This is a genomic window from Janthinobacterium sp. P210006, assembly GCF_036231885.1.
Lineage (GTDB): Bacteria > Pseudomonadota > Gammaproteobacteria > Burkholderiales > Burkholderiaceae_D > Janthinobacterium > Janthinobacterium violaceinigrum.
In genome coordinates this window covers 1,106,301-1,124,969 of the sequence record NZ_JAZARD010000001.1, presented here as the reverse complement: position 1 = coordinate 1,124,969, position 18,669 = coordinate 1,106,301, and the positions used below count along the sequence as shown (strand labels likewise).

Genomic DNA, 18,669 nt, shown 5'->3' with positions numbered 1-18,669 from the left:
TTGAAATCGGCGAAAAACGCCCCAGTCGCCGCTAAATTTGTAAGAAATTTTTACAGAATGCTAGACTCGTCCTTTGCCATCCAGCCGCCGCCCCGCCCCATGCCCCACGCCCGTTCCCTCCTGTGCCTGTCCCTCGCCATTCTCGTCGCCGCTTCCGCCCACGCCGCCCCGCCCGCGCCCATCGTGCTGCACGTCGACGCCAGCAATGTGGCGCAGCAGCTGTTCAGCATCCGCGAAAGCATTCCCGCCGTGCCAGGCAAGCTGACCTTGCTGTATCCGCAATGGGTGCCGGGCAATCACGGCCCCAGCGGTCCCCTGAACCAGCTGGCCGGCCTGCGCCTGTCGGCCAATGGCGCGCCCCTGGAATGGCGGCGCGACCCCGTCAACATGTTCGCGTTCCACGTGGACGTGCCGGCCGGCGCCAGCACGGTGGAAGCGCAATACCAGTTCCTCTCGCCCGTCGACACGAGCCAGGGCCGCATCACCATGACCAGCGCCATGCTGGGCGTGCAATGGCATGCGATGACCCTGTATCCGGCCGGGCGCGCCGCGCGCGACATCGTCGTGCAGCCCAGCCTGACCCTGCCGGCCGGCTGGGAATTTGCCAGCGCGCTGGAAGTGCGCGCGCGTGCGGCGACGCCGGCCAGCCAGCAGATCGATTTCGAAGCGCTGGACCTCGACACCCTGGTCGACTCGCCCGTCTTCGCGGGGCGCCATTTCGCGCGCATCGACCTCGACCCGGGCGCCGCAGTGCCCGTGCACCTGAATGTGATGGCCGACAGCGCCGACAGCCTGGAAGCGACGCCGCAGCAGGTCGAGAAACACCGCGCGATGATGCAGCAAGCTTATAAACTGTTCGGCGCGCGCCACTACCGCCACTATGATTTCCTGCTGGCCTTGAGCGACGAGTTCGGCGGCATTGGCCGCGAACACATGCAGTCGAGCGAAAACGGTGTCAAGCCTGGCTATTTCAGCGACTGGGACAAGAACGAGGCGGAGCGCGTGCTGCTGCCGCACGAACTCACGCATTCGTGGAATGGCAAGTTCCGCCGTCCGGCCGGCCAGGACACGCCCGACTTCAACACGCCGCTGCAAAACAGCTTGCTGTGGGTCTACGAAGGCCAGACGCAGTACTGGGGCAATGTGCTGGCGGCCCGCTCCGGCCTGGTGGCCCCGGCCCACATGCGCGACCTGTTCGCCGCGACGGCCGCCCATTACGACGTGATGCCGGGGCGCAGCTGGCGCGCCATGCAGGACACGACCAACGATCCCATCATCAATGGCCGCCGCCCCATCGGCTGGAGCAGCTGGCAGCGCGATGAAGACTACTACATGGAAGGCGCGCTGGTCTGGCTCGACGTCGATACCGCCATCCGCGAACTGTCCGGCGAGCGCCGCTCGCTCGACGACTTTGCGCGCGCCTTCTTCGGCGTGCAGGAAGGCAGCACCACGCCCCTGCCCTACACCTTCGAGGACGTGGTGGCGGCCCTGAACGCCGTGCAGCCGCACGACTGGGCCACGTTCCTGCGCACGCGCCTGGACGGCCACGGCCCCGGCGCGCCGCTGGACGGCCTGGCCCGGGCCGGCTGGAAACTGGTCTACCGCGACACGCCCACGCCGTTCCTGAAAGCCGAGGAAGAGCGCAGCAAGCGCACGGACCTCACGTATTCGCTGGGCTTGAGCATCGCCAAGGATGGCAAGCTGGATAAAGTGCTGTGGGACGGCCCCGCCTTCAAGGCGGGCTTGTCCGGCAACACGACTTTGCTCGCCGTCAATGGCACGGCCTACACGCCCAAGCTGCTGAAGGCGGCCATCCAGGCGGCCAAGGCCAGCCCGCAACCGATCAACTTGCTGGTTCGCAAGGGCAAGCAATTCCAGACGGTGGCGCTCGACTACCACGGCGGCTTGCAGTACCCGCAACTGGAGCGCATTGCCGGCACGCGCGACCGCCTGTCGGCCATCCTGCAAGCGCGCTGAGACGGCGATATCGGCAAAGGTTTTGCGCGGCGCCCCCTATGCGGGGGCCGCTTTTGGTGTATGCTGACAAGATGAACAATGACACCGACATCCAGCTCAGCGGCCCCTTCAAGGCCACCGACGGCTCCGGCCGTGCCCACGACATCAAGGCCATCCGCATCTTCGACGAAGGCTACGGCATCATCGACGTCTACGTCGATTTCGCCGCCCCGCTCGAAGCGGGTGCCTGCAAGGACAAGACCCTGGTCGGCCACATCCTGGCCCGCTTGCGCAGCCTCGGCTATGTAGGCCCCGACTTCGGCCATGGCGACCTGGGCCTGCAAGACAAGAAACTGATCGTCCTGGAAGCGCCGGAAGAGTTTTCCGCCTTTGCTGCCAGCAAGGGCTGGAAGGATCTTTCCGCAGAGTTTGACGAAGACTGAGCCTTCGCCACCTGCCCCGTTCATGCGCCGCGCCTGCCCCTGCAGGGGCGGCGTTTTTCATCGTCCCCTTGCGTCCCCTGCCCATGTTCCTGCTCTTTCTGCGCACCTGCGTCCTGCCGTTCCTGCTCTGCATGCTGGCCGGGTGCCAGCAACCCGACCTGATCAAGGAGTTTGAACAGATAGTGCCGCTGCAAGACCAGCAGCTGGCACGGCATTACAGCGACCTGCTGCGCGAAAAACAGCTGGACTATGTACGCATGGCAACCGAGCCGGGCAACAACGGCGATCAGATCCGCCAGGCGCTGCCCGCCTTGAGCGCCGTCTTCCCCGCAGGCGAACCCCAGTCCGTCAAGGTGGTGGGCTACCAGCGCATCGAGCAGCGCGATATGCCTCAATTGCTGCGTGTCAGCTTCGAGTATGCCTATCCCGAAAAATGGATCGTCAGCACCATCACGCTGAGAAAATATGGCACTGACGCCACCATCATGGGCTTGAGCGTGGCGCCGCAGACGGCATCGCTGGAAGAGCAGGCGACCTTCACGCTGCGCGGCAAATCGCTGGCCCACTATCTGGTGCTCGGCGCTGCCATCGCCTCCCCTTTGCTGATCCTGTCGACCCTGGTGTTATGCCTGCGCAGCAAGCTGACTGTCAGGAAATGGCCCTGGCTGTTGTTCATCAGCATCGGCTTCGGCCGGCTGTCGCTCAACTGGGCGACGGGACAGTACCTGTTCCTGCCCATCGCCATCCAGCTGTTTGGCGCTGCCGCCGGCACCAGCGCCTACCAGCCCTGGACATTCGTCGTTTCCTTGCCGCTGGGCGCCATCGTGTTTCTGCTTGTCAGGAAAAAACTGGCCGCACCCGCGGGCAGCTGAAACTATGGCGCAGGAGGCGTTACCTGCAGGTAACGCGCGCTCCAGGCGGCGATGACATTGGCCACATAGGCCGCGTCATCGCGCCCCGTCAGCAAGTGGTCGGAATCGTCGAGCGAAACGAAGCTTTTCGGGTGCTTGGCGGCCGTAAAGATATCCATCGCGTTCGACAGGCTCACCGTCGTGTCGTTCGGCGCATGCATCACCAGCAGGGCGCGGCGCAGGCCCGCGATGTGGTCTTTCAAGCTGTGGCTGCCCGCATCGTCGACGAATTGCTGGCGGATGCGGAACGGCCGCCCTTCCAGCTGCACCAGCGCCTCGCCCTCGGCGGCGATCTGCGCCAGGTGGCCGCTGAACATGCGCGTGACGTAAGCGGGCGTGCTGGGGGCGGCCAGGGTGGCGATGGCCGTCGCTTCCGGCACTTGCGCGGCGGCGGCCAGCACGGCGGCGCCGCCCAGGCTGTGGCCTATCAGCAATTGCGGCGCGGCGTGCCTGGCCCGCAAAAAGTCGGCGGCGGCGACCAGGTCGTCCACGTTCGACGAGAAATTGGTAGCGGCAAACTCGCCCTCGCTGGCGCCCAGTCCCGTGAAGTCGAAGCGCAGCGCGGCGATGCCGTGCTCCGTCAAGCCTTGCGCGATGCGCCGCGCGGCCAGCACGTCCTTGCCGCAGGTAAAACAGTGGGCGAACAGCGCGTACGCGCGGATGGCGCCGTCGGGCGCATCGAGGCGCGCCGCCAGCACATGGCCGTGCGCGCCGGGAAAATCTTGCCGGGTGGATTTCATTGTCTCAGATCAAAGCTGCCGCGCAGCGCGGCCGATGGCGCATTGTAGCGCCGCCCGGCCGCCGCCGCAGGCGGCTGGCAAGATCAGTCGCGCTTGGGGATATCGAGGCCCTTGATGACGGCTGGACGGGCAAGGAAGGCATCGAGCGCGCGCTGCACGTTCGGGAAATCGGCAAAGCCGACCAGATCGCCCGCACCGTAGAATCCCACCAGGCAGCGCACCCACGGGAAGATGGCGATGTCGGCAATCGTGTATTGCCCGCCCATGATCCAGTCGCGGCCCTGCAGGCGCTGCTCGAGCACGCCCAACAGCCGCTTCGCTTCGCCCAGATAGCGTTCCAGCGGACGCTTGTCTTCGTACTCCTTGCCGGCAAATTTATGGAAGAAGCCCACCTGGCCAAACATGGGGCCGATACCGCCCATCTGGAACATCAGCCACTGGATGGTTTCGTAGCGCAAGCCCGCGTCCCGGGGGATGAACTTGCCCGTCTTTTCCGCCAGGTACAGCAGGATGGCGCCCGACTCGAACAGGGCCAGCGGCTTGCCATCGGGACCGTCCGGATCGAGGATGGCGGGAATCTTGTTGTTCGGATTGAGGGACAGGAAGGCGGGCGACAGCTGCTCGTTGCGTTCGAAGCTGACCAGGTGGGGCTCGTACGCCAGGCCCAGCTCTTCGAGCAGGATCGATACCTTGATGCCGTTCGGCGTCGGCAGCGAGTACAGCTGCAGGCGCTCGGGATGCTGGGCAGGCCACTTCTGGGTGATGGGAAAATCGGAAAGCTGTGACATGGAAATCCTTTACTTGAATTAAATACGCGGCACCGGGAAGCAAGTATAGCCAAGCATCCCCGCTTCTGCTGGACGGCGCCGGAACCGGCTTGCCCGTGCCTGCCCCCGCCCCCCGTTCAGCCAAACAAGCCATGCAAAAACCAGCGCGGCGCGGCATCCTCGCCGCTGCCGGCGATGCGTTCGCGGTAGACCCAGTAGTGGGCGTGGTCGAGGCCTTCGGCAATGAAATAATCGCGCGCCTGCGACTGGCCCCACCAGCCCGCCTCGATGCGCTCGGCCACGGATACCATTTTCAGGGGTGAGCCATAGAAAGGCCGGTGTTCGCGCATCAGCAGGGCGACGGGCTGGGCCAGCAGCCAGCCGGGACGGGGCATGCCGGGCAAGCCGGGCGGCAAGTCCGGCGCCGCGTTTCTTGCAGCGGACCTGGCCGGCAGCGGCAGCCACTGGTTGGCCGCTTCGGGCCGGTAATCGGCGCGTGGCGCCGCCTGCAAGACATTCTCGGCACCCAGGCGCGCCACCAGCAATTCCATCAGGCGCTGGCGCTCCTGCGGCGTACCGCCCGGCTCGGGGAACAGGGTGTCGCTGGGCGGCGCCATGGGCTGCACCTGCAGCGCTTCCAGGGTGAGGCCGATCACGGGCGCGTCCAGTACCAGCTGCGCCAGGCGCTCCTTGAGCAAGCGCAATAAATGCTCGTCGCGCCAGACGGCTTCGCCCAAGGCCAGGTCGATGACGGTGGGCGGGCGCGCCACCCTGCCCCGCTCATGGGCCAGCAGCAACTGAATGCGCTCGACGGCAAATTGCCGCGCACACAGCCAGCCCGTCATCTGCTGCAGCAAGCGGCGCGCGCCGAACAGCAGCGCTTCCGCATGCTCCACGCGGTCGAACAGTTCCAGGCTGGCGCGGAACGTGGGCGGCGCTTCGAGCCACAGGAACAGTTCCGTGCTGTGGCCATGCGCATCGTCGAGCATGTCCAGCAAGGCACCGCCGCAGCGGCGCTGCAAGCCGGGCCGGGGCAGATGGCGCAGCTGTCCCATAGTGCGGCAGCCGATGCCCTCCAGCCAGTCCAGGTAGGGGCGCGCGGGCGGCAGCAAGGCGCACGGCAAGCCGTCGAGGCGGCGCACGAGACTCGCCATGCCCAGCACGCGGCCCCGGCGCGTCCCGGCGCGCGCCAGCAGCCAGGCGCCGCGCGCCGTGGGGGCGCACGACAGCTGGGCCGTGTAGCCCAGCGCGCGCAAGCTGGCCGCAATCTGCCGGCACAGGGCGCGCACGCCGCCGAACAGGCGCAGGCTGGCCCCCGCATCGACCAGCAGGGTCGCTTCCTCGCCCTGCGCCACCAGCGGCGAGTATTGCAGCAGCGCCAGCGCCACCGCTTGCAGGGCCTGCGCTTCCAGCTCGGGCGAGCGCTCGTGCAGGCGCGCCTGCGGCGCCAGCATCAGCGCGCCCGCGCGGCGCATGCCGGGCCGGATGCCGGCATCCCGCGCCAGCGGCGACACGGCCATCACTTGCTCCTGCTCCAGCACCACGCCCAGGTGGTCAGCCGACCAGCGCGGGCAAAATACTTCGAGCGGGAGCCGGGGCAGGCACAGGCCGATCCAGAGTCGCATGACGCAGCAATAATGAAGGAGGTTGCAGGGGCAGGAACAGCGGCGCATCGCGCTGCGGTCCCCGGCGCTTGATGAAGCCGATCTCGATGCCGCCGGCGGCCGGGCGCAAGGACAGGCGCAGCGGCGCCGGCGACGCATCCTGCGCGCCGTGCAAGGGGCGCAGCATGCAGAACACGGTGTTGCCCCCTTGCGCGGCCAGGTGCAGGCGGCGCAGGCTGTCGGCGCGCACGTGCGATTGCCAGAACAGCAAGGCGCCGCAACTGCCGCTGCGCAAGATGTTTTCCGCCGCCCACAAGGCATCCTTGCTGCCGGCGCTCTTGAGCCACAGCAGCTGCGATGGCGCCAGCCCCTGTGCGGCCAGGGCCAGCGCCTGCGGCGGATGGGGCGGCTGCAGCAGCACGATGGGCAAGCCCGGCAACTGCGCCAGCGCGGGCGCCAGCAGCCGCAATTCGCCGCTGCCCGGCTGCTGCACCAGCAGATCGATGAGGCTGCCGCAGGGCCAGCCACCGCCGGGCAGCTGCGCGGACAGGGCGGCAAAGCCCGTGTCAAGGCAGCGCGTGGCACCCTGCCCCAGCTGCGATGCACGCCACAGGGACGGGTGCAAGGCTTCCGGCGAGGCCATCAATTGGGAATGTTGCATCATGATTCATAAAGATAAATACTGTATGCATATACAGTACTATCTGACCCTGCTTTTGGCAAGGCATATCTGCGTAGCGCCACCCGCAGGTCGTCCCGCCACGTCCGAAAAACACCGTTTTTCACATCGATTGCTGTACCATAAGCACTCTCCTTACCGCTCGGCAATGCACCGGGCGGCTTCCTCCGTCCATAAGGAAACTCATTTGACCACCATCCAAATCATCAGCGCCATCGTCTTCGGCCTTGCGCTCATCCACACCTTCGCCGCGAAGTCGTTTGAAACATTGGCGAGCCGCCACCCGCGCCATGCGGGCCTGCTGCATTTGCTGGGCGAAGTAGAAGTCGTGTTCGGCTTCTGGGCCTTTATTCTGATCATCGTCATGGCCTTTGTCTCGGGCGGCGATGCAGCCATCGAGTACGCCGAATCGCGCCAGTACACGGAACCGCTGTTCGTCTTTGTCGTCATGGTGGTGGCCGCCTCGCGCCCCGTGCTCGACGCCGTGCAGCGCCTGCTCAAAGGGGTGGCGCGCGTGATGCCGCTGCGCACGGAACTGGCCCTCGTCTGGCTGGGCCTGGCACTGGTGCCCCTGACGGGCTCGATGATTACGGAACCGGCCGCCATGACCCTGGCCGCGCTGATGCTGGCGCCGCAAATCTTTCGCCAGGGCATCCCTGAATGGCTGAAATATGGCGCCTTGGGCGTACTGTTCGTCAACGTTTCCATCGGCGGCACCCTGACTTCGTACGCGGCGCCGCCCGTGCTGATGGTGGCCACCACGTGGAACTGGGACAGCGCCTACATGGCCAGCCATTTCGGCTGGAAAGCCGCCATCGCCGTGCTGGTCAACGCCACGGGCGTGAGCATCCTGCTGCGCAAATATCTGCACAGCAATACGTCCGACATCAAGCCGAAAGCGGGCGACGTGGAAGCGCCGAAAGTGCCGCTGGCCGTCAGCCTCGTGCACATGATCGTGCTGGCCGGCGTGGTGGCCCTGGCGCACCATCCCGTGCTGTTCGTCGGCCTGTTCCTGTTCTTCCTCGGTTTCGTGCAGGCATACGAGCGCTATCAAAGCCCCCTGATCCTTAAAGAGGGCTTGCTGGTCGGCTTCTTCCTGGGCGGCCTGGTGGTGCTGGGCGGCATGCAGCAATGGTGGCTGCAGCCCATCGTTTCCAGCCTGAAACCGCTGGCCCTGTTCTTCGGCGCGCTGGGCTTGACGGCGATTACGGACAATGCGGCCCTCACTTACCTGGGCTCGCTGATTGTCGGCATGACGGACGAAGCGAAATACATGCTGGTGGCCGGTGCCGTGGCCGGCGGCGGCCTGACCGTCATCGCCAACGCGCCGAATCCGGCCGGCGTGGCCCTGCTGCGCCGCGGCTTCAAGGATGAGTCGATCGGCGCCGTCGGCCTGCTGGCGGGCGCCCTGCTGCCGACGGCCGTGGCGGCCCTGGCCTTCCTGGCCCTGTAAGCTTGCGCACGGGGCGGCTGCCGGCCGCCCCTGCTCCCCTCGTCCCTCCCCGGTTTCCTTAGTTGCCCTCATACACGAGGAAGTGCAGCCGGTCGTAAAACAGGCTGTAGGCATAATCGAACGTGCCCACGCTGCGAAAACCCTTGTGCAGATACACTTGCAGCGCTTCGCTCTTTTCCCACACCGTCAAGGTGATGCGCGCACAGCCCTTGCGGCTGGCCAGGTCGCGGATTTCATGGAACATTTGCCGGAACAGGCCCTGCCCCCGGTATTTCTCGTCGATGGCCAGGCTGCTGACGAAACAGTCGTCGGCGCGCGCATGCGCGAGCACGAAGGCGTCATACGCATCGTCGAGCGCCTTCATGTCGTCGCGGTAATACGAGACGGCGCCGCAAGCCTGGAACTCGGCCATCGTCGCGGCCGTGAAAAAGCCGATGAAGCGTTCGTCCTCGTCATGCAGGCCGTGGATGTGCGCCAGGTACGGGTCGATGTTCTGCCGCCGCTGCAATTCGACGAACTGCAGGTTGAGCTTATTTCCAAAGGAACAGTATTCGAGGTAACTGGTGGCAAACAGCAGCTTTGCCATGCGGTTCTTCGCCTCGTCGCCCAGCAGTTCGCCCGGCACCAGCCTGAGCGGCGCATGCGACAGCAGACCCGCCTGGCCGTCCTCATCGGGCGCGGCCACGTCGCTGGCCATGGGCAGGCGGCTGGCATGGCGGCCCACGGTGGGGCGCCAGAAATTACCGGCGGCAATATGCTGCGAACGGTGGGCCAGCAGGTAGCGGCAAAAGACGTCATTCACGCGGTCCAGCTGCGGGTCGTCCGACAGCACCGAGTAATAGTGGAAATGGTCGATTTCCGCCCGCAGCTGAGCCGCATACGCCATGCGCGGCACTTCCTCGATATCGAATACATCGACGATATTGACCAGGTTCAAAGGATCGTCCAGCTGCCAGTCGATTTCATCGAGCCTGGCCACGCAGCGCGCATAGGCGCGCCGCTCTTCGTCGCTCAAGGGGATGTGCATATCGGTAATGATATCGTCCAGCAAACGCATGCCGCGGATGCCGCCCGCCACCGCTTCGCGCACGCCGTCATACAGCACGCAATAGCGCTGGTAGAACTCGGCATGGCTGAGCAGGGTCACGCCCAGGTTTTTCTTCCATTCGGCATAGAACTGGCCGAACAGCCGCGCCTCGAATTGCGGGCAGGAACGGGGAATCTCGCCCTCGATGCCCGCATAGGCGAGGTTCACATTGCGCTGGATCACGCGCAGCGCCGCATCGTTCTTCTTGGCGATCAGCATGCCCGTTTCATCGAGAAACAGATTCATCCAGCTCACATGCCGGCGCGCTTCGCCGTCGCCGTCCCCGTGCTGGAAATAGTCGGGCACTTCCGGCTTCATCAGGAAAATCGTCGCCGGGTTATGGGGGATCGTATCGACATCCATATACATGCCGCCGTATTCGCACATGATGAGGATGCGGAAATAATCGGACAGGGTGGCGAAGTAGCGCTGCGTATGCAGGGTGTCGAGCAAGTCGAAGCGGGCCGGCGCGAAGTCCAGCGCCAGCGCGCGCAGCGAGTTGATATGCAGGGTCGTGCCGCCGATCGCGTAGCGGCCTATCGTGTAGCGCCCGGCGCCGCCCGTGGGGCTGAAGCGCTCGTCATTGCGCAGCTGCTGTGCATCCCAGGCCCACAGGATGGAGACATACGGCGCGCCGCCGTTGTGCCGCACGTCGTCGAGCGCCGCGCCCCACTGTTCGATGGCGTCGCCGGCGATGGCGGGCAGCGGTCCGCCCATCCAGATGCGGTGCAGGTAGCGCTCGTCGTCGCCGAGCGCGCGCGTGGGGATGCAGCTGAGCGAGGAACAGCTTGCCGCATTGAAATGGTTGAAGTTCAGGGCGACGAAGCTGCGCAGGGCGGCGATGCCCGCCTGGTGCTCCGCGGCCAGCTGTTCCAGGTCGCTGCCGGCCGGGCGGACGTCGGCCAGGGTGATGTAATCGAGTTTCAGCCGGTTGATGCGGAACTCGTATTCCAGGTTGAAAATCTTTGCTTGATCGTGTTTCGAGGCCAGGTCATCTATTTTCATGAGCGCACCATTTTCCGCAGGAGAGTGTCAATAAGCTTCACAGGGGGTAAATCCACGTCAACAACATGCGCAGCGTTGCGCCATCAGTGCCGGGCCAGCCGCACCTCGCTTTCCCGGCCCCCCGCCATGCCCCGCGTAAACAGCAGCAGGCAGGCGGCGATGACCACGATGACGGGGACATTCAGCAGCGCATACGTTTCCAGCGCATAGCCGAAGCGCTGGCACAGCACGTTGTACAGCTGCAGCCAGGCGGACAGATAGATGCAGTACAGCAAGCTCATGGCGGCCGTCGTCAGTGTCATCGATTCCTTGCTGGCCGTAATCGCGCTACGGATCAGGGCGCCGTTGAACAGGCCGAAGCCGATGGAATAGACAAACATGCAGGCCGCAAACACATCGACGTGATGGCGGCCCGCGCCCGCGCCCAGCATGCCGGCCGCCGCGATCAGCCCGCCCAGGCGCAGCAGGTAGACGAGGGGGAAATCCTGCCGCAGGCGCTGGATGGCGATGCTGCTGAGCACAAAGCCGGACAGGATCACGCATTGCAGCGCGATATACGTGGCGTAGGACGCGCCCATCTCCTGCAGCACGAAGATGGGCGAAAAGCCGATCCAGGCCGTCAGGGGCACGGTGGCCAGCCCGGCCGTGAACATGCCGAACATGAAGCGCCGATTGCTGAAAATGGCCGCGTAGCTGCGCACGATGGCGCCCAGGTCCAGCCGCGCCACCGCCGCCGGCGCGCGCGGCATGGTCTTGAACAGGCCCAGCAAGGACAGCAGCGCCAGCAGGCCGGAAAGGAAAAACACGTAGCGCCAGTCCAGCCGGCTGATGATGGCGCTGCCCAGGATGGGACCGGCCAGGGGCGCGAGGATGGTGGTGCTCGACAGGATGCTGCTCAGCTTGACGGCTGCCATGTCGTCGAACAGCTCATGGATCATGGCATAGCCGACGAAGATGAAGCAGCAGCCCATGCCCTGGATGAAACGCAGCACGAGAAATTGCTCGATCGAGGCGGAAAACGGCACGGCCAGCGTGGCCAGCAGGAACAAGGCATTGCCGGTCAAGACGAGCTTGCGCTTGCCGATGCAGTCGGCCAGCGGACCCAGGAAAATCTGCAGGGAACTGCCGCCCAGCAGATACAGGCTCAGGGACAGGGGAACGAACTTGTTTTCCGCCTGGAACTCGCCGACGATGCCCAGCATCGCCGGCATGATCATGTCATTGGACAGATAGATATTCAGTTCAAAGACGAGAAAAAACGCAAAAAACCACAGCAACTGCTTGGACTTGATGGACATGGCGCGTTCCGTAACGTGGGTGGCTGCCGTCAGTGCATGTCGGCCGTCAGGGCATGGGACGGCCGATCAGAGTCGACACTGAAAACGTGTACCAATTGTATACCAATTACTATTTTTATCGCCTGTTTTTGTGATTTTTAAATACCGCAGCAATACCACTTACGGGAAACGCGCAGTTATGCGGCATTTGGCGCCGGACCCGAAAAAGGCTGCGCCAGCGCGCCGGCGCGGCCATGCGGCGGCGCGGCCGGCGATGCAGGGAAGGGAAAAGCGATGCGTACCAGTGCCTGCCTGTCGCAGCGCGACACGAACCGACACGCCGTCTCAGGCGCGGCGGTGGCTGGCGAAGAAATCGAGCAGCATCTTGCTGGCGTCGGGTTTGGCCTTGTCGTTGAACGGCAGGCTGGCGTCGCCGCCGCTCCACGCATGCTCGAGGTGCTCGACCTGCGCCACGCGCAGCAGCACCTGCTTGCCCACCTGATAATCGTGCAAAGCGTACGCATGGGCCGGATTGCGCCCGCCCGCCGCGCCGCCGGGCAGGCGCTGCGCCGTCACCACGGTATCGGCTGGCAGGCGGTTCACGCGCACGCACTGGCGCACCAGTTGCGTCTGGTTGATGGGCCGCACCACCTTGTCGGCCTGCCCTTGCAGCAGGATGGCGGGCAGGCGGGGAAACGCGGGCTGGCGCGCCAGCACTTCATCGATGGCCGCATCGGCACGGGCCGCGGCGCCGTGCTGCATCACCTGCAGCGCGCCGATCAGATTATGGCCGGCACCAAACACGGGCCCGGAATGCAGGCCCAGCGCGGCGAACAGATGGGGATGGTTCAGGGCCACGATATGGGCCATGCCGGCGCCGGCGGAAATGCCGCAGATATAGATGCGCGCCCGGTCGATCGCGTACCGGGCCGCCACCTGCTCGATGGCGCCGACGATCAGGCGCACGTCGCCGCCCCCATCCTGCGTCAGCTTGTCGTACCACTTCCAGCAGCGGCGCGCATGCGAACGCAGCGATTGCTGCGGATACAGCACGGCATAGCCCTTGCGTTCGGCCAGGCGGTTCATGCGCGTGCCTTCGGCAAACTGCGTGGCGCTCTGCTCGCAGCCGTGCAGCATCACCAGCAGCGGCCGGCCCCGGCTGCGCATGGCGGCGCTCGGCGCCTTGTCGGGCAGGTACAGGAAATACGGCAGGCGCCGGCCCGGCAACTGCCCCAGTTCCGGCAACGGCGCATAGTGGGCCGCCAGCCACTTGCCGGGCGGGGGCGCCGGGCGTTTGCGCGCGCGCGGGGGCGACAGGGGCGTGGCGAAGGGCGCCAGCGAGGACAGCGCATCGCCGGCGGGCCTGGCGCGCGGCTTGACCACGGTCTTGGCCGCCGTCTTTCTGCGGGGTTGAGCCTTGGGCTTGGCCGGCACGGGGCCGAACAGCACCTTGGCCAGCTTGGTTGCCGTGCGCTGTTGCGCCTTACCGGCGCGCAAGAGCCCGCGCAGCCATTTGGTGGCGGGCTTCACCATGGCAAGTGGCGCGCGTGTGGTTGTGGAGCGTACCGCCAGTTCATCCCTGTGCATCGTTGCATCGTCAGCATGTGCGGCCTCCTCCGTAGAATGCATAGAGTACCGCACTTGGCTGGCAACACCGTACGTTCGCACGCTTATAAAAGTGCCGCTGGCACCATTGAGGCAGATCAAATGCGACCTTGAGCGCCTGCGTAATCTGGGTGCTCGATCAGCACTTCACGACAGGAGAGAACACCATGAGCTATCTGGACCGCGACATCTTGGGCATATACCGCAACCACGACGGCCCGGGGCCGGCCCTGATGGGGGCCGACACCCTGATCGGCGACGATGTCTACAATCACAGCGACGAGGAACTGGGCGACATCAAGGAAATCATGCTCGACATGCGCACCGGCCAGATCGCCTATGCCGTACTGTCCTTCGGCGGCCTCCTGGGCATGGGCGACAAGCTGTTTGCCGTGCCCTGGGAACGCCTGACCCTGGACCCCGTCAACAAGCGTTTTTTACTCAACGTGGAAAAAAACCAGTTGAAAGACGCACCGGGCTTCGACAAGAACAACTGGCCCGACATGGGCAGCGACGCGTGGAACCAGCAGATGGAAGCCTTCTATGGCAGCGGCATGCGCTACGGCAGCGGCGCCATGGCGGGCAGCCGCATGCCGCCGGGAAGCGACCTGCGGGGCGGCGCCAGCCTGCAATCGGGCAGCGAAGGCAGCATGTCGGGCGGATCCATGAGCGGCAGCCGCGCCGGTACGGGCGGCAGCCAGGGCGACCAGGGTTCGCGCTCGGCACTCGGTGATGAAGAGTTCGACAAACGTAGGTCGGATTAGCGGAGCGTAATCCGACTACATTGCTGCCCGACGTCAGCATCACAGTGCCTCTGGAAACCGAGACAAGGGCCGGGGTCGTACCCTGAGGGTACGACCCCAGTATTTGCCTGGGGCTTAGGAACCTAGCGTTGCATCGACTCCCATACCTTCTGCAGACGTTTGGCAGACACCGGCATCGGCGTGCGCAATTCCTGCGCAAACAGCGACACGCGCAGCTCTTCCAGCATCCAGCGGAAATCGACCAGTTTCGGGTCCGTATTCTTGCCGGCCTGGCGGTCCTTGGTCTGGCGCAAGTATGGCGCGGCGGCCGATTGCCATTCGGCCATCAACTTGGTGTCGCGCGCGGGGTCGGCCCGCAGTTTTTCCAGGCGCACATTGATCGCCTTCAGGTAGCGGGGGAAATGCGCCAGTTGCGTGTACTCGTTTTCCGTCAGGAAGCGCTTGTGCACGAGTCCCTGCAGCTGCGACTGGATATCGGTGGCGGCCGCTGCGGGAATATTCTGCAGGCGCTTGGGCAAGCCGTGGAATTCCGTCAGCACTTGCGATAGCAGGCGGGCGATTTCATTGACCAGCAGGACCAGGCGCGACTTGCCCTCCGCCTGGCGCTTGGCAAACGAGGCGGCGTCCAGCGGCAGCGGATCTTGCAGGCAAGCGATGTCGAGCGCCTTGTTGATGATTTGCTCGCGCAACTCTTCCTGCGAACCCAGGGCCATGAATTGCATGCCCATCTGCTGCAAGCCGGGGATGCTTTTCTCGACGTACTTGATCTGCTCCTTCATTTGCAGCGCGAACAGGCGGCGCAAACCGATCTTGTGCGTGCGGGCAGCCACGGTCGGGTCGTCGAACACTTCCAGGTCGCAATGCGTGCCCTTGTCGACCAGGGCGGGGAAACCGATCAGTGTCAGCTTGCCCTGCACGATTTCGAGCAATTCCGGCAATTCGCCAAAGGTCCAGCCCGTCAAACCCATGTGCTGCGAGACGGTGGCATTGCCTGACGCCGGTGCGGCAGCGGTCGCTGCGCCCTTGGCCGGTGCGCCGCCCTTGCCTGCGGCGGCAGTAGCGCCCTGCGCCTGCGCCTGCAGCCGCGACGCCACTTGCGCGCCCGCCACCTTGGCACCCGGCGTACCCGTGCCGGACACGCCCGACACTTCGGCCAGTTTCTGGAAACTCTGGCGCGCCTGACCGCCGAATTCCGCCTGCAGGGTAGCCAGGTTGCGGCCCATGTCCAGCTGGCGGCCGTGCTCGTCGATCACCTTGAAGTTCATGAAGTGATGGGCAGGCAGGGTTTCCGGCTTGAAGTCCGTCGTCAGCACGTTGATCGTGATTTGCGTGCGGATGTCCGCGATGATGGCGTCGACCAGGTCGCCGCGCCCAAACACGCCCGCTTCATGCACGCGCTCGCAGAACTTGGCCGCATAGTCAGGCAGCGGCACGCAGTGGCGGCGCAGCTTTTGCGGCAGCGATTTCAGCAGCAAATGCACTTTTTCCTTCAGCATGCCCGGCACCAGCCATTCGCAGCGCTCGCGCGGCAACTGGTTCAGCGCATACAGCGGCACGCTCAAGGTCACGCCATCGCGCACGCTGCCCGGCTCGAAGTGGTAGGTGAGGCCCATTTCCAGGCCCGTCACGGACATGGTTTTCGGGAACAGATCCGTCGTCACGCCGGCCGCCTCGTGGCGCATCAGCTCTTCGCGGTTCAGGTACAGCAGCTTCGGATTGTCGCGCGTGGCTTCCTTGTGCCATTTTTCGAAACCGGCGCCATTGCACACGTCCGCCGGCAGCAGCTTGTCGTAGAAGGCGGCGATCAATTCATCGTCGACCAGCACGTCCAGGCGGCGCGACTTGTGCTCGAGGTTTTCGATGTCCTTGATCAGTTTATGGTTGTGCGCAAAGAACGGCGCGCGCGTATCGAAGTCACCGCCCACGAGCGCATCGCGGATGAAAATCTCGCGCGCTTCCGGCAAGTTGAAATTGCCGTAATTGATGCGGCGCTGGCTGTACACCACCAGGCCATACAGAGTCGCCCGTTCGGACGCCGTCACCTGTGCCGAGCGCTTTTCCCAGCGCGGCTCGCCCCACGATTTCTTCAACAGGTGCTCGCCCACCTTTTCCAGCCACTCGGGCTGGATCTGCGCCACGCAGCGCGCGTACAGGCGCGTGGTGTCGACCAGTTCGGCCGCCATGATCCACTTGCCCGGCTTTTTCAGCAGCGAGGAACCGGGCCAGATATGGAACTTGATGCCGCGCGCGCCCAGGTAGCCCGCGCCCGGCTCGTCCTCGCCCTTGAAACCGATATTGCCCAGCAAGCCGGTCAGCAAGGCCATGTGCAGGTTGTCGTAGGTGGCGGGCGCTTCGTTCAGGCGCCAGCCCTGCTCCTTGACGATGGTCAGCAACTGCGAGTGCACGTCGCGCCATTCGCGCAAGCGCATCTGCGACAGGAAATTCGTGCGGCAATTGTCCTGCAGCTGGCGGTTGGTTTTCTTGTGCTCGATGGCGGATTCGAACCAGCGCCAGATTTTCAAATAGCTGAGGAATTCCGACTTTTCATCGGCAAATTTCTTGTGCGCCTCGTCGGCCGCCTGCTGGTGTTCCATCGGGCGGTCGCGCGGATCCTGCACGGACAGGGCCGAGGCGACGATCAGCACTTCCGTCAGGCACGCGTTATCGAGCGCGGCGAGGATCATGCGGCCCACGCGCGGGTCCAGCGGCAGCTTGGCCAGCTTGTTGCCCAGCGGCGTGAGTTTATTGACTTCATCGACGGCGCCCAGTTCCTGCAGCAGCTGGTAGCCGTCGGCCACGGCACGCGCCAGCGGCGGCTCGATGAACGGGAAGGTTTCCACGTCCGTCAGGTGCAGGGACTTCATGCGCAGGATGACGGCCGCCAGCGAGGAGCGCAGGATTTCCGGCTCCGTGAATTTCGGCCGCAGCAGATAATCCTGCTCTTCGTACAGGCGGATGCAGACGCCGTCGGCCACGCGGCCGCAACGTCCGGCGCGCTGGTTGGCGGCGGACTGGGCGATCGGCTCGACCTGCAGCTGCTCCACCTTGTTGCGGTAGCTGTAGCGTTTCACGCGGGCCAGGCCCGCATCGACCACGTAGCGGATGCCGGGCACGGTCAGCGACGTTTCCGCCACGTTAGTGGCCAGCACGATGCGGCGCGCATTGCTGGTCTTGAAGACGCGCTCCTGCTCCTCGGCCGACAGGCGGGCGAACAGGGGCAGGATCTCCACATGCGGCGGGTGGTGCTTGCGCAGCGCTTCGGCGCAGTCGCGGATTTCGCGCTCGCCCGGCAGGAACACCAGCACGTCGCCCGAACCGATGCGGCACAGCTCTTCCACGCCATCGACGACGGCATCCATCAGGTCGCGCTTTTCACGCGCGGCAGCGGTCCTTTGCCCTGGCTTGTCGGCATTGCTGCCGGCACCCGGCATGGCCACCTGCTCCCGTTCCACGGGACGGTAGCGCACTTCCACCTGGTACAGGCGGCCCGACACTTCGATCACGGGCGCGGGTCTTTCCGGCGTGCCGAAATGGCGCGCGAAACGTTCCGCGTCGATGGTGGCCGACGTGATGATGATCTTCAAATCCGGCCGGCGCGGCAGCAGCTGCTTCAGATAGCCAAGCAGGAAGTCGATGTTCAGGCTGCGTTCGTGCGCTTCATCGATGATGATGGTGTCGTAATTTTTCAACAACGGGTCGGTCTGCGTCTCGGCCAGCAGGATACCGTCCGTCATCAGCTTGACGGACGCGCCCTTCGTCAACGTGTCGGCAAAGCGGACTTTAAAACCCACGGTTTCGCCCAGGGGCGTGCCCAGTTCCTGCGCGATGCGCTTGGCCGTCGACGAGGCGGCGATGCGGCGCGGCTGCGTGTGGCCGATCAGGCCCTTCTGGCCCCGTCCCAGTTCCAGGCAGATCTTCGGCAGCTGCGTCGTCTTGCCCGAGCCCGTCTCGCCCGACACGATGATCACCTGGTTTTCCATCAAGGCCTTGGCGATCTCTTCGCGCCGGCCCGAGACGGGCAAGTCTTCCGGATACGTGATCGGCGGCAGCGGATTGCGGAAGGCTTTCTCGGCTTCGCGCGCGGCGCGGGCCGCGTCACGGGCTTCGCGGCTTTCGCGGCTGGCCGGCTCATGGCGGGGCGCCTGCCCCTCGCGCGGTGGACGCGCGGCCTGGGACCTGCCCTCTGTCGCGCGCTGCTGCTGTTGCTGTTTCTGCTGTTCCGCGCGCGGTGCTTGCTGCCGTTGCTGGCTCACGGGCGGGCGCTGGCGGCCCTGCGCAGGCGTGGCGGCAGGCGCGGAAACATCCCCGCTGGCGGGCACATTTGCAACGGTGGAAAGAGGGGAAGACTTATTGCTGGCTGAAGACATTGTTTTTTACA

The 18,669-nt window shown here is 65.0% G+C and carries 13 protein-coding genes; 5 read left to right on the top strand and 8 right to left on the bottom strand.

The genetic code is table 11. The features are described from left to right. Nucleotides 1–57 precede the first annotated feature (57 nt). From VPH41_RS05005 to VPH41_RS04995, 3 genes are all read left to right on the top strand, one after another. On the top strand, nucleotides 58–1,977 hold the full coding sequence (locus tag VPH41_RS05005) for a M61 family metallopeptidase (protein ID WP_328569147.1): 1,920 nt from the start codon (nucleotides 58–60) through the stop codon (nucleotides 1,975–1,977). A gap of 71 nt (nucleotides 1,978–2,048) precedes the next feature. Further along, entirely contained in the window at nucleotides 2,049–2,399 is a 351-nt protein-coding gene (locus VPH41_RS05000; protein ID WP_328569146.1) for a hypothetical protein, read from the top strand. Between the two features lie 83 nt (nucleotides 2,400–2,482). Beyond that, nucleotides 2,483–3,271 carry a hypothetical protein gene (locus tag VPH41_RS04995; protein ID WP_328569145.1) on the top strand — a complete coding sequence of 263 codons (789 nt, stop codon included), beginning with the start codon at nucleotides 2,483–2,485 and terminating at the stop codon, nucleotides 3,269–3,271. Nucleotides 3,272–3,273: 2 nt separating this feature from the next. Here VPH41_RS04995 and VPH41_RS04990 read toward each other — a convergent pair whose 3' ends face one another. From VPH41_RS04990 to imuA, 4 genes are all read right to left on the bottom strand, one after another. After that, complete coding sequence (locus VPH41_RS04990; RefSeq protein ID WP_328569144.1) at nucleotides 3,274–4,050, bottom strand: alpha/beta hydrolase family protein; 777 nt, start codon at nucleotides 4,048–4,050, stop codon at nucleotides 3,274–3,276. Nucleotides 4,051–4,133: 83 nt separating this feature from the next. Further along, nucleotides 4,134–4,838: a glutathione S-transferase N-terminal domain-containing protein gene (locus VPH41_RS04985; RefSeq protein ID WP_328569143.1), complete on the bottom strand. Its 705-nt coding sequence runs from the start codon at nucleotides 4,836–4,838 to the stop codon at nucleotides 4,134–4,136. A 116-nt stretch (nucleotides 4,839–4,954) separates the two neighbouring features. After that, nucleotides 4,955–6,442, bottom strand: coding sequence for a Y-family DNA polymerase (locus tag VPH41_RS04980; RefSeq protein ID WP_328569142.1), 1,488 nt, complete (start codon nucleotides 6,440–6,442; stop codon nucleotides 4,955–4,957). After that, entirely contained in the window at nucleotides 6,372–7,082 is a 711-nt protein-coding gene (gene imuA, locus VPH41_RS04975; RefSeq protein WP_328569616.1) for a translesion DNA synthesis-associated protein ImuA, read from the bottom strand. The genes VPH41_RS04980 and imuA overlap by 71 nt, the downstream gene beginning before the upstream one ends. Before the next feature lie 205 nt (nucleotides 7,083–7,287). Here imuA and VPH41_RS04970 point away from each other — a divergent pair, with 205 nt between their 5' ends. Continuing rightward, the gene (locus VPH41_RS04970; protein ID WP_328569141.1) at nucleotides 7,288–8,553 is read left to right on the top strand and encodes a putative Na+/H+ antiporter; all 1,266 of its coding nucleotides are present in this window, start codon (nucleotides 7,288–7,290) and stop codon (nucleotides 8,551–8,553) included. A 58-nt stretch (nucleotides 8,554–8,611) separates the two neighbouring features. On the opposite strand, the gene VPH41_RS04965 is transcribed toward VPH41_RS04970, so the two are convergent. From VPH41_RS04965 to VPH41_RS04955, 3 genes are all read right to left on the bottom strand, one after another. Then, entirely contained in the window at nucleotides 8,612–10,645 is a 2,034-nt protein-coding gene (locus VPH41_RS04965; RefSeq protein ID WP_328569140.1) for a GNAT family N-acetyltransferase, read from the bottom strand. Nucleotides 10,646–10,728: 83 nt separating this feature from the next. After that, nucleotides 10,729–11,943 carry an MFS transporter gene (locus tag VPH41_RS04960; RefSeq protein WP_328569139.1) on the bottom strand — a complete coding sequence of 405 codons (1,215 nt, stop codon included), beginning with the start codon at nucleotides 11,941–11,943 and terminating at the stop codon, nucleotides 10,729–10,731. Between the two features lie 324 nt (nucleotides 11,944–12,267). After that, on the bottom strand, nucleotides 12,268–13,455 hold the full coding sequence (locus VPH41_RS04955) for an extracellular catalytic domain type 1 short-chain-length polyhydroxyalkanoate depolymerase (protein WP_328569138.1): 1,188 nt from the start codon (nucleotides 13,453–13,455) through the stop codon (nucleotides 12,268–12,270). 239 nt (nucleotides 13,456–13,694) lie between these two features. Between VPH41_RS04955 and VPH41_RS04950 the strand changes: the two genes are divergently transcribed. Next, entirely contained in the window at nucleotides 13,695–14,291 is a 597-nt protein-coding gene (locus tag VPH41_RS04950) for a PRC-barrel domain-containing protein (protein WP_328569137.1), read from the top strand. A gap of 122 nt (nucleotides 14,292–14,413) precedes the next feature. Here the strand turns inward: VPH41_RS04950 and hrpA are convergent, their stop codons facing one another. Next, on the bottom strand, nucleotides 14,414–18,658 hold the full coding sequence (gene hrpA / locus VPH41_RS04945; RefSeq protein WP_328569136.1) for an ATP-dependent RNA helicase HrpA: 4,245 nt from the start codon (nucleotides 18,656–18,658) through the stop codon (nucleotides 14,414–14,416). Between the last annotated feature and the right edge of the window lie 11 nt (nucleotides 18,659–18,669).

Coding starts and splice junctions, on each gene's coding strand:
- VPH41_RS04980 (WP_328569142.1), bottom strand. CDS start 6,442: ATGCGACTCTGGATCGGCCTGTGCCTGCCCCGGCTCCCGCTCGAAGTA.
- VPH41_RS04955 (WP_328569138.1), bottom strand. CDS start 13,455: ATGGTGAAGCCCGCCACCAAATGGCTGCGCGGGCTCTTGCGCGCCGGT.
- VPH41_RS04985 (WP_328569143.1), bottom strand. CDS start 4,838: ATGTCACAGCTTTCCGATTTTCCCATCACCCAGAAGTGGCCTGCCCAG.
- VPH41_RS04995 (WP_328569145.1), top strand. CDS start 2,483: ATGTTCCTGCTCTTTCTGCGCACCTGCGTCCTGCCGTTCCTGCTCTGC.
- hrpA (WP_328569136.1), bottom strand. CDS start 18,658: ATGTCTTCAGCCAGCAATAAGTCTTCCCCTCTTTCCACCGTTGCAAAT.
- VPH41_RS04960 (WP_328569139.1), bottom strand. CDS start 11,943: ATGTCCATCAAGTCCAAGCAGTTGCTGTGGTTTTTTGCGTTTTTTCTC.
- VPH41_RS05005 (WP_328569147.1), top strand. CDS start 58: ATGCTAGACTCGTCCTTTGCCATCCAGCCGCCGCCCCGCCCCATGCCC.
- VPH41_RS05000 (WP_328569146.1), top strand. CDS start 2,049: ATGAACAATGACACCGACATCCAGCTCAGCGGCCCCTTCAAGGCCACC.
- VPH41_RS04990 (WP_328569144.1), bottom strand. CDS start 4,050: ATGAAATCCACCCGGCAAGATTTTCCCGGCGCGCACGGCCATGTGCTG.
- VPH41_RS04950 (WP_328569137.1), top strand. CDS start 13,695: ATGAGCTATCTGGACCGCGACATCTTGGGCATATACCGCAACCACGAC.
- VPH41_RS04965 (WP_328569140.1), bottom strand. CDS start 10,645: ATGAAAATAGATGACCTGGCCTCGAAACACGATCAAGCAAAGATTTTC.
- imuA (WP_328569616.1), bottom strand. CDS start 7,082: ATGCAACATTCCCAATTGATGGCCTCGCCGGAAGCCTTGCACCCGTCC.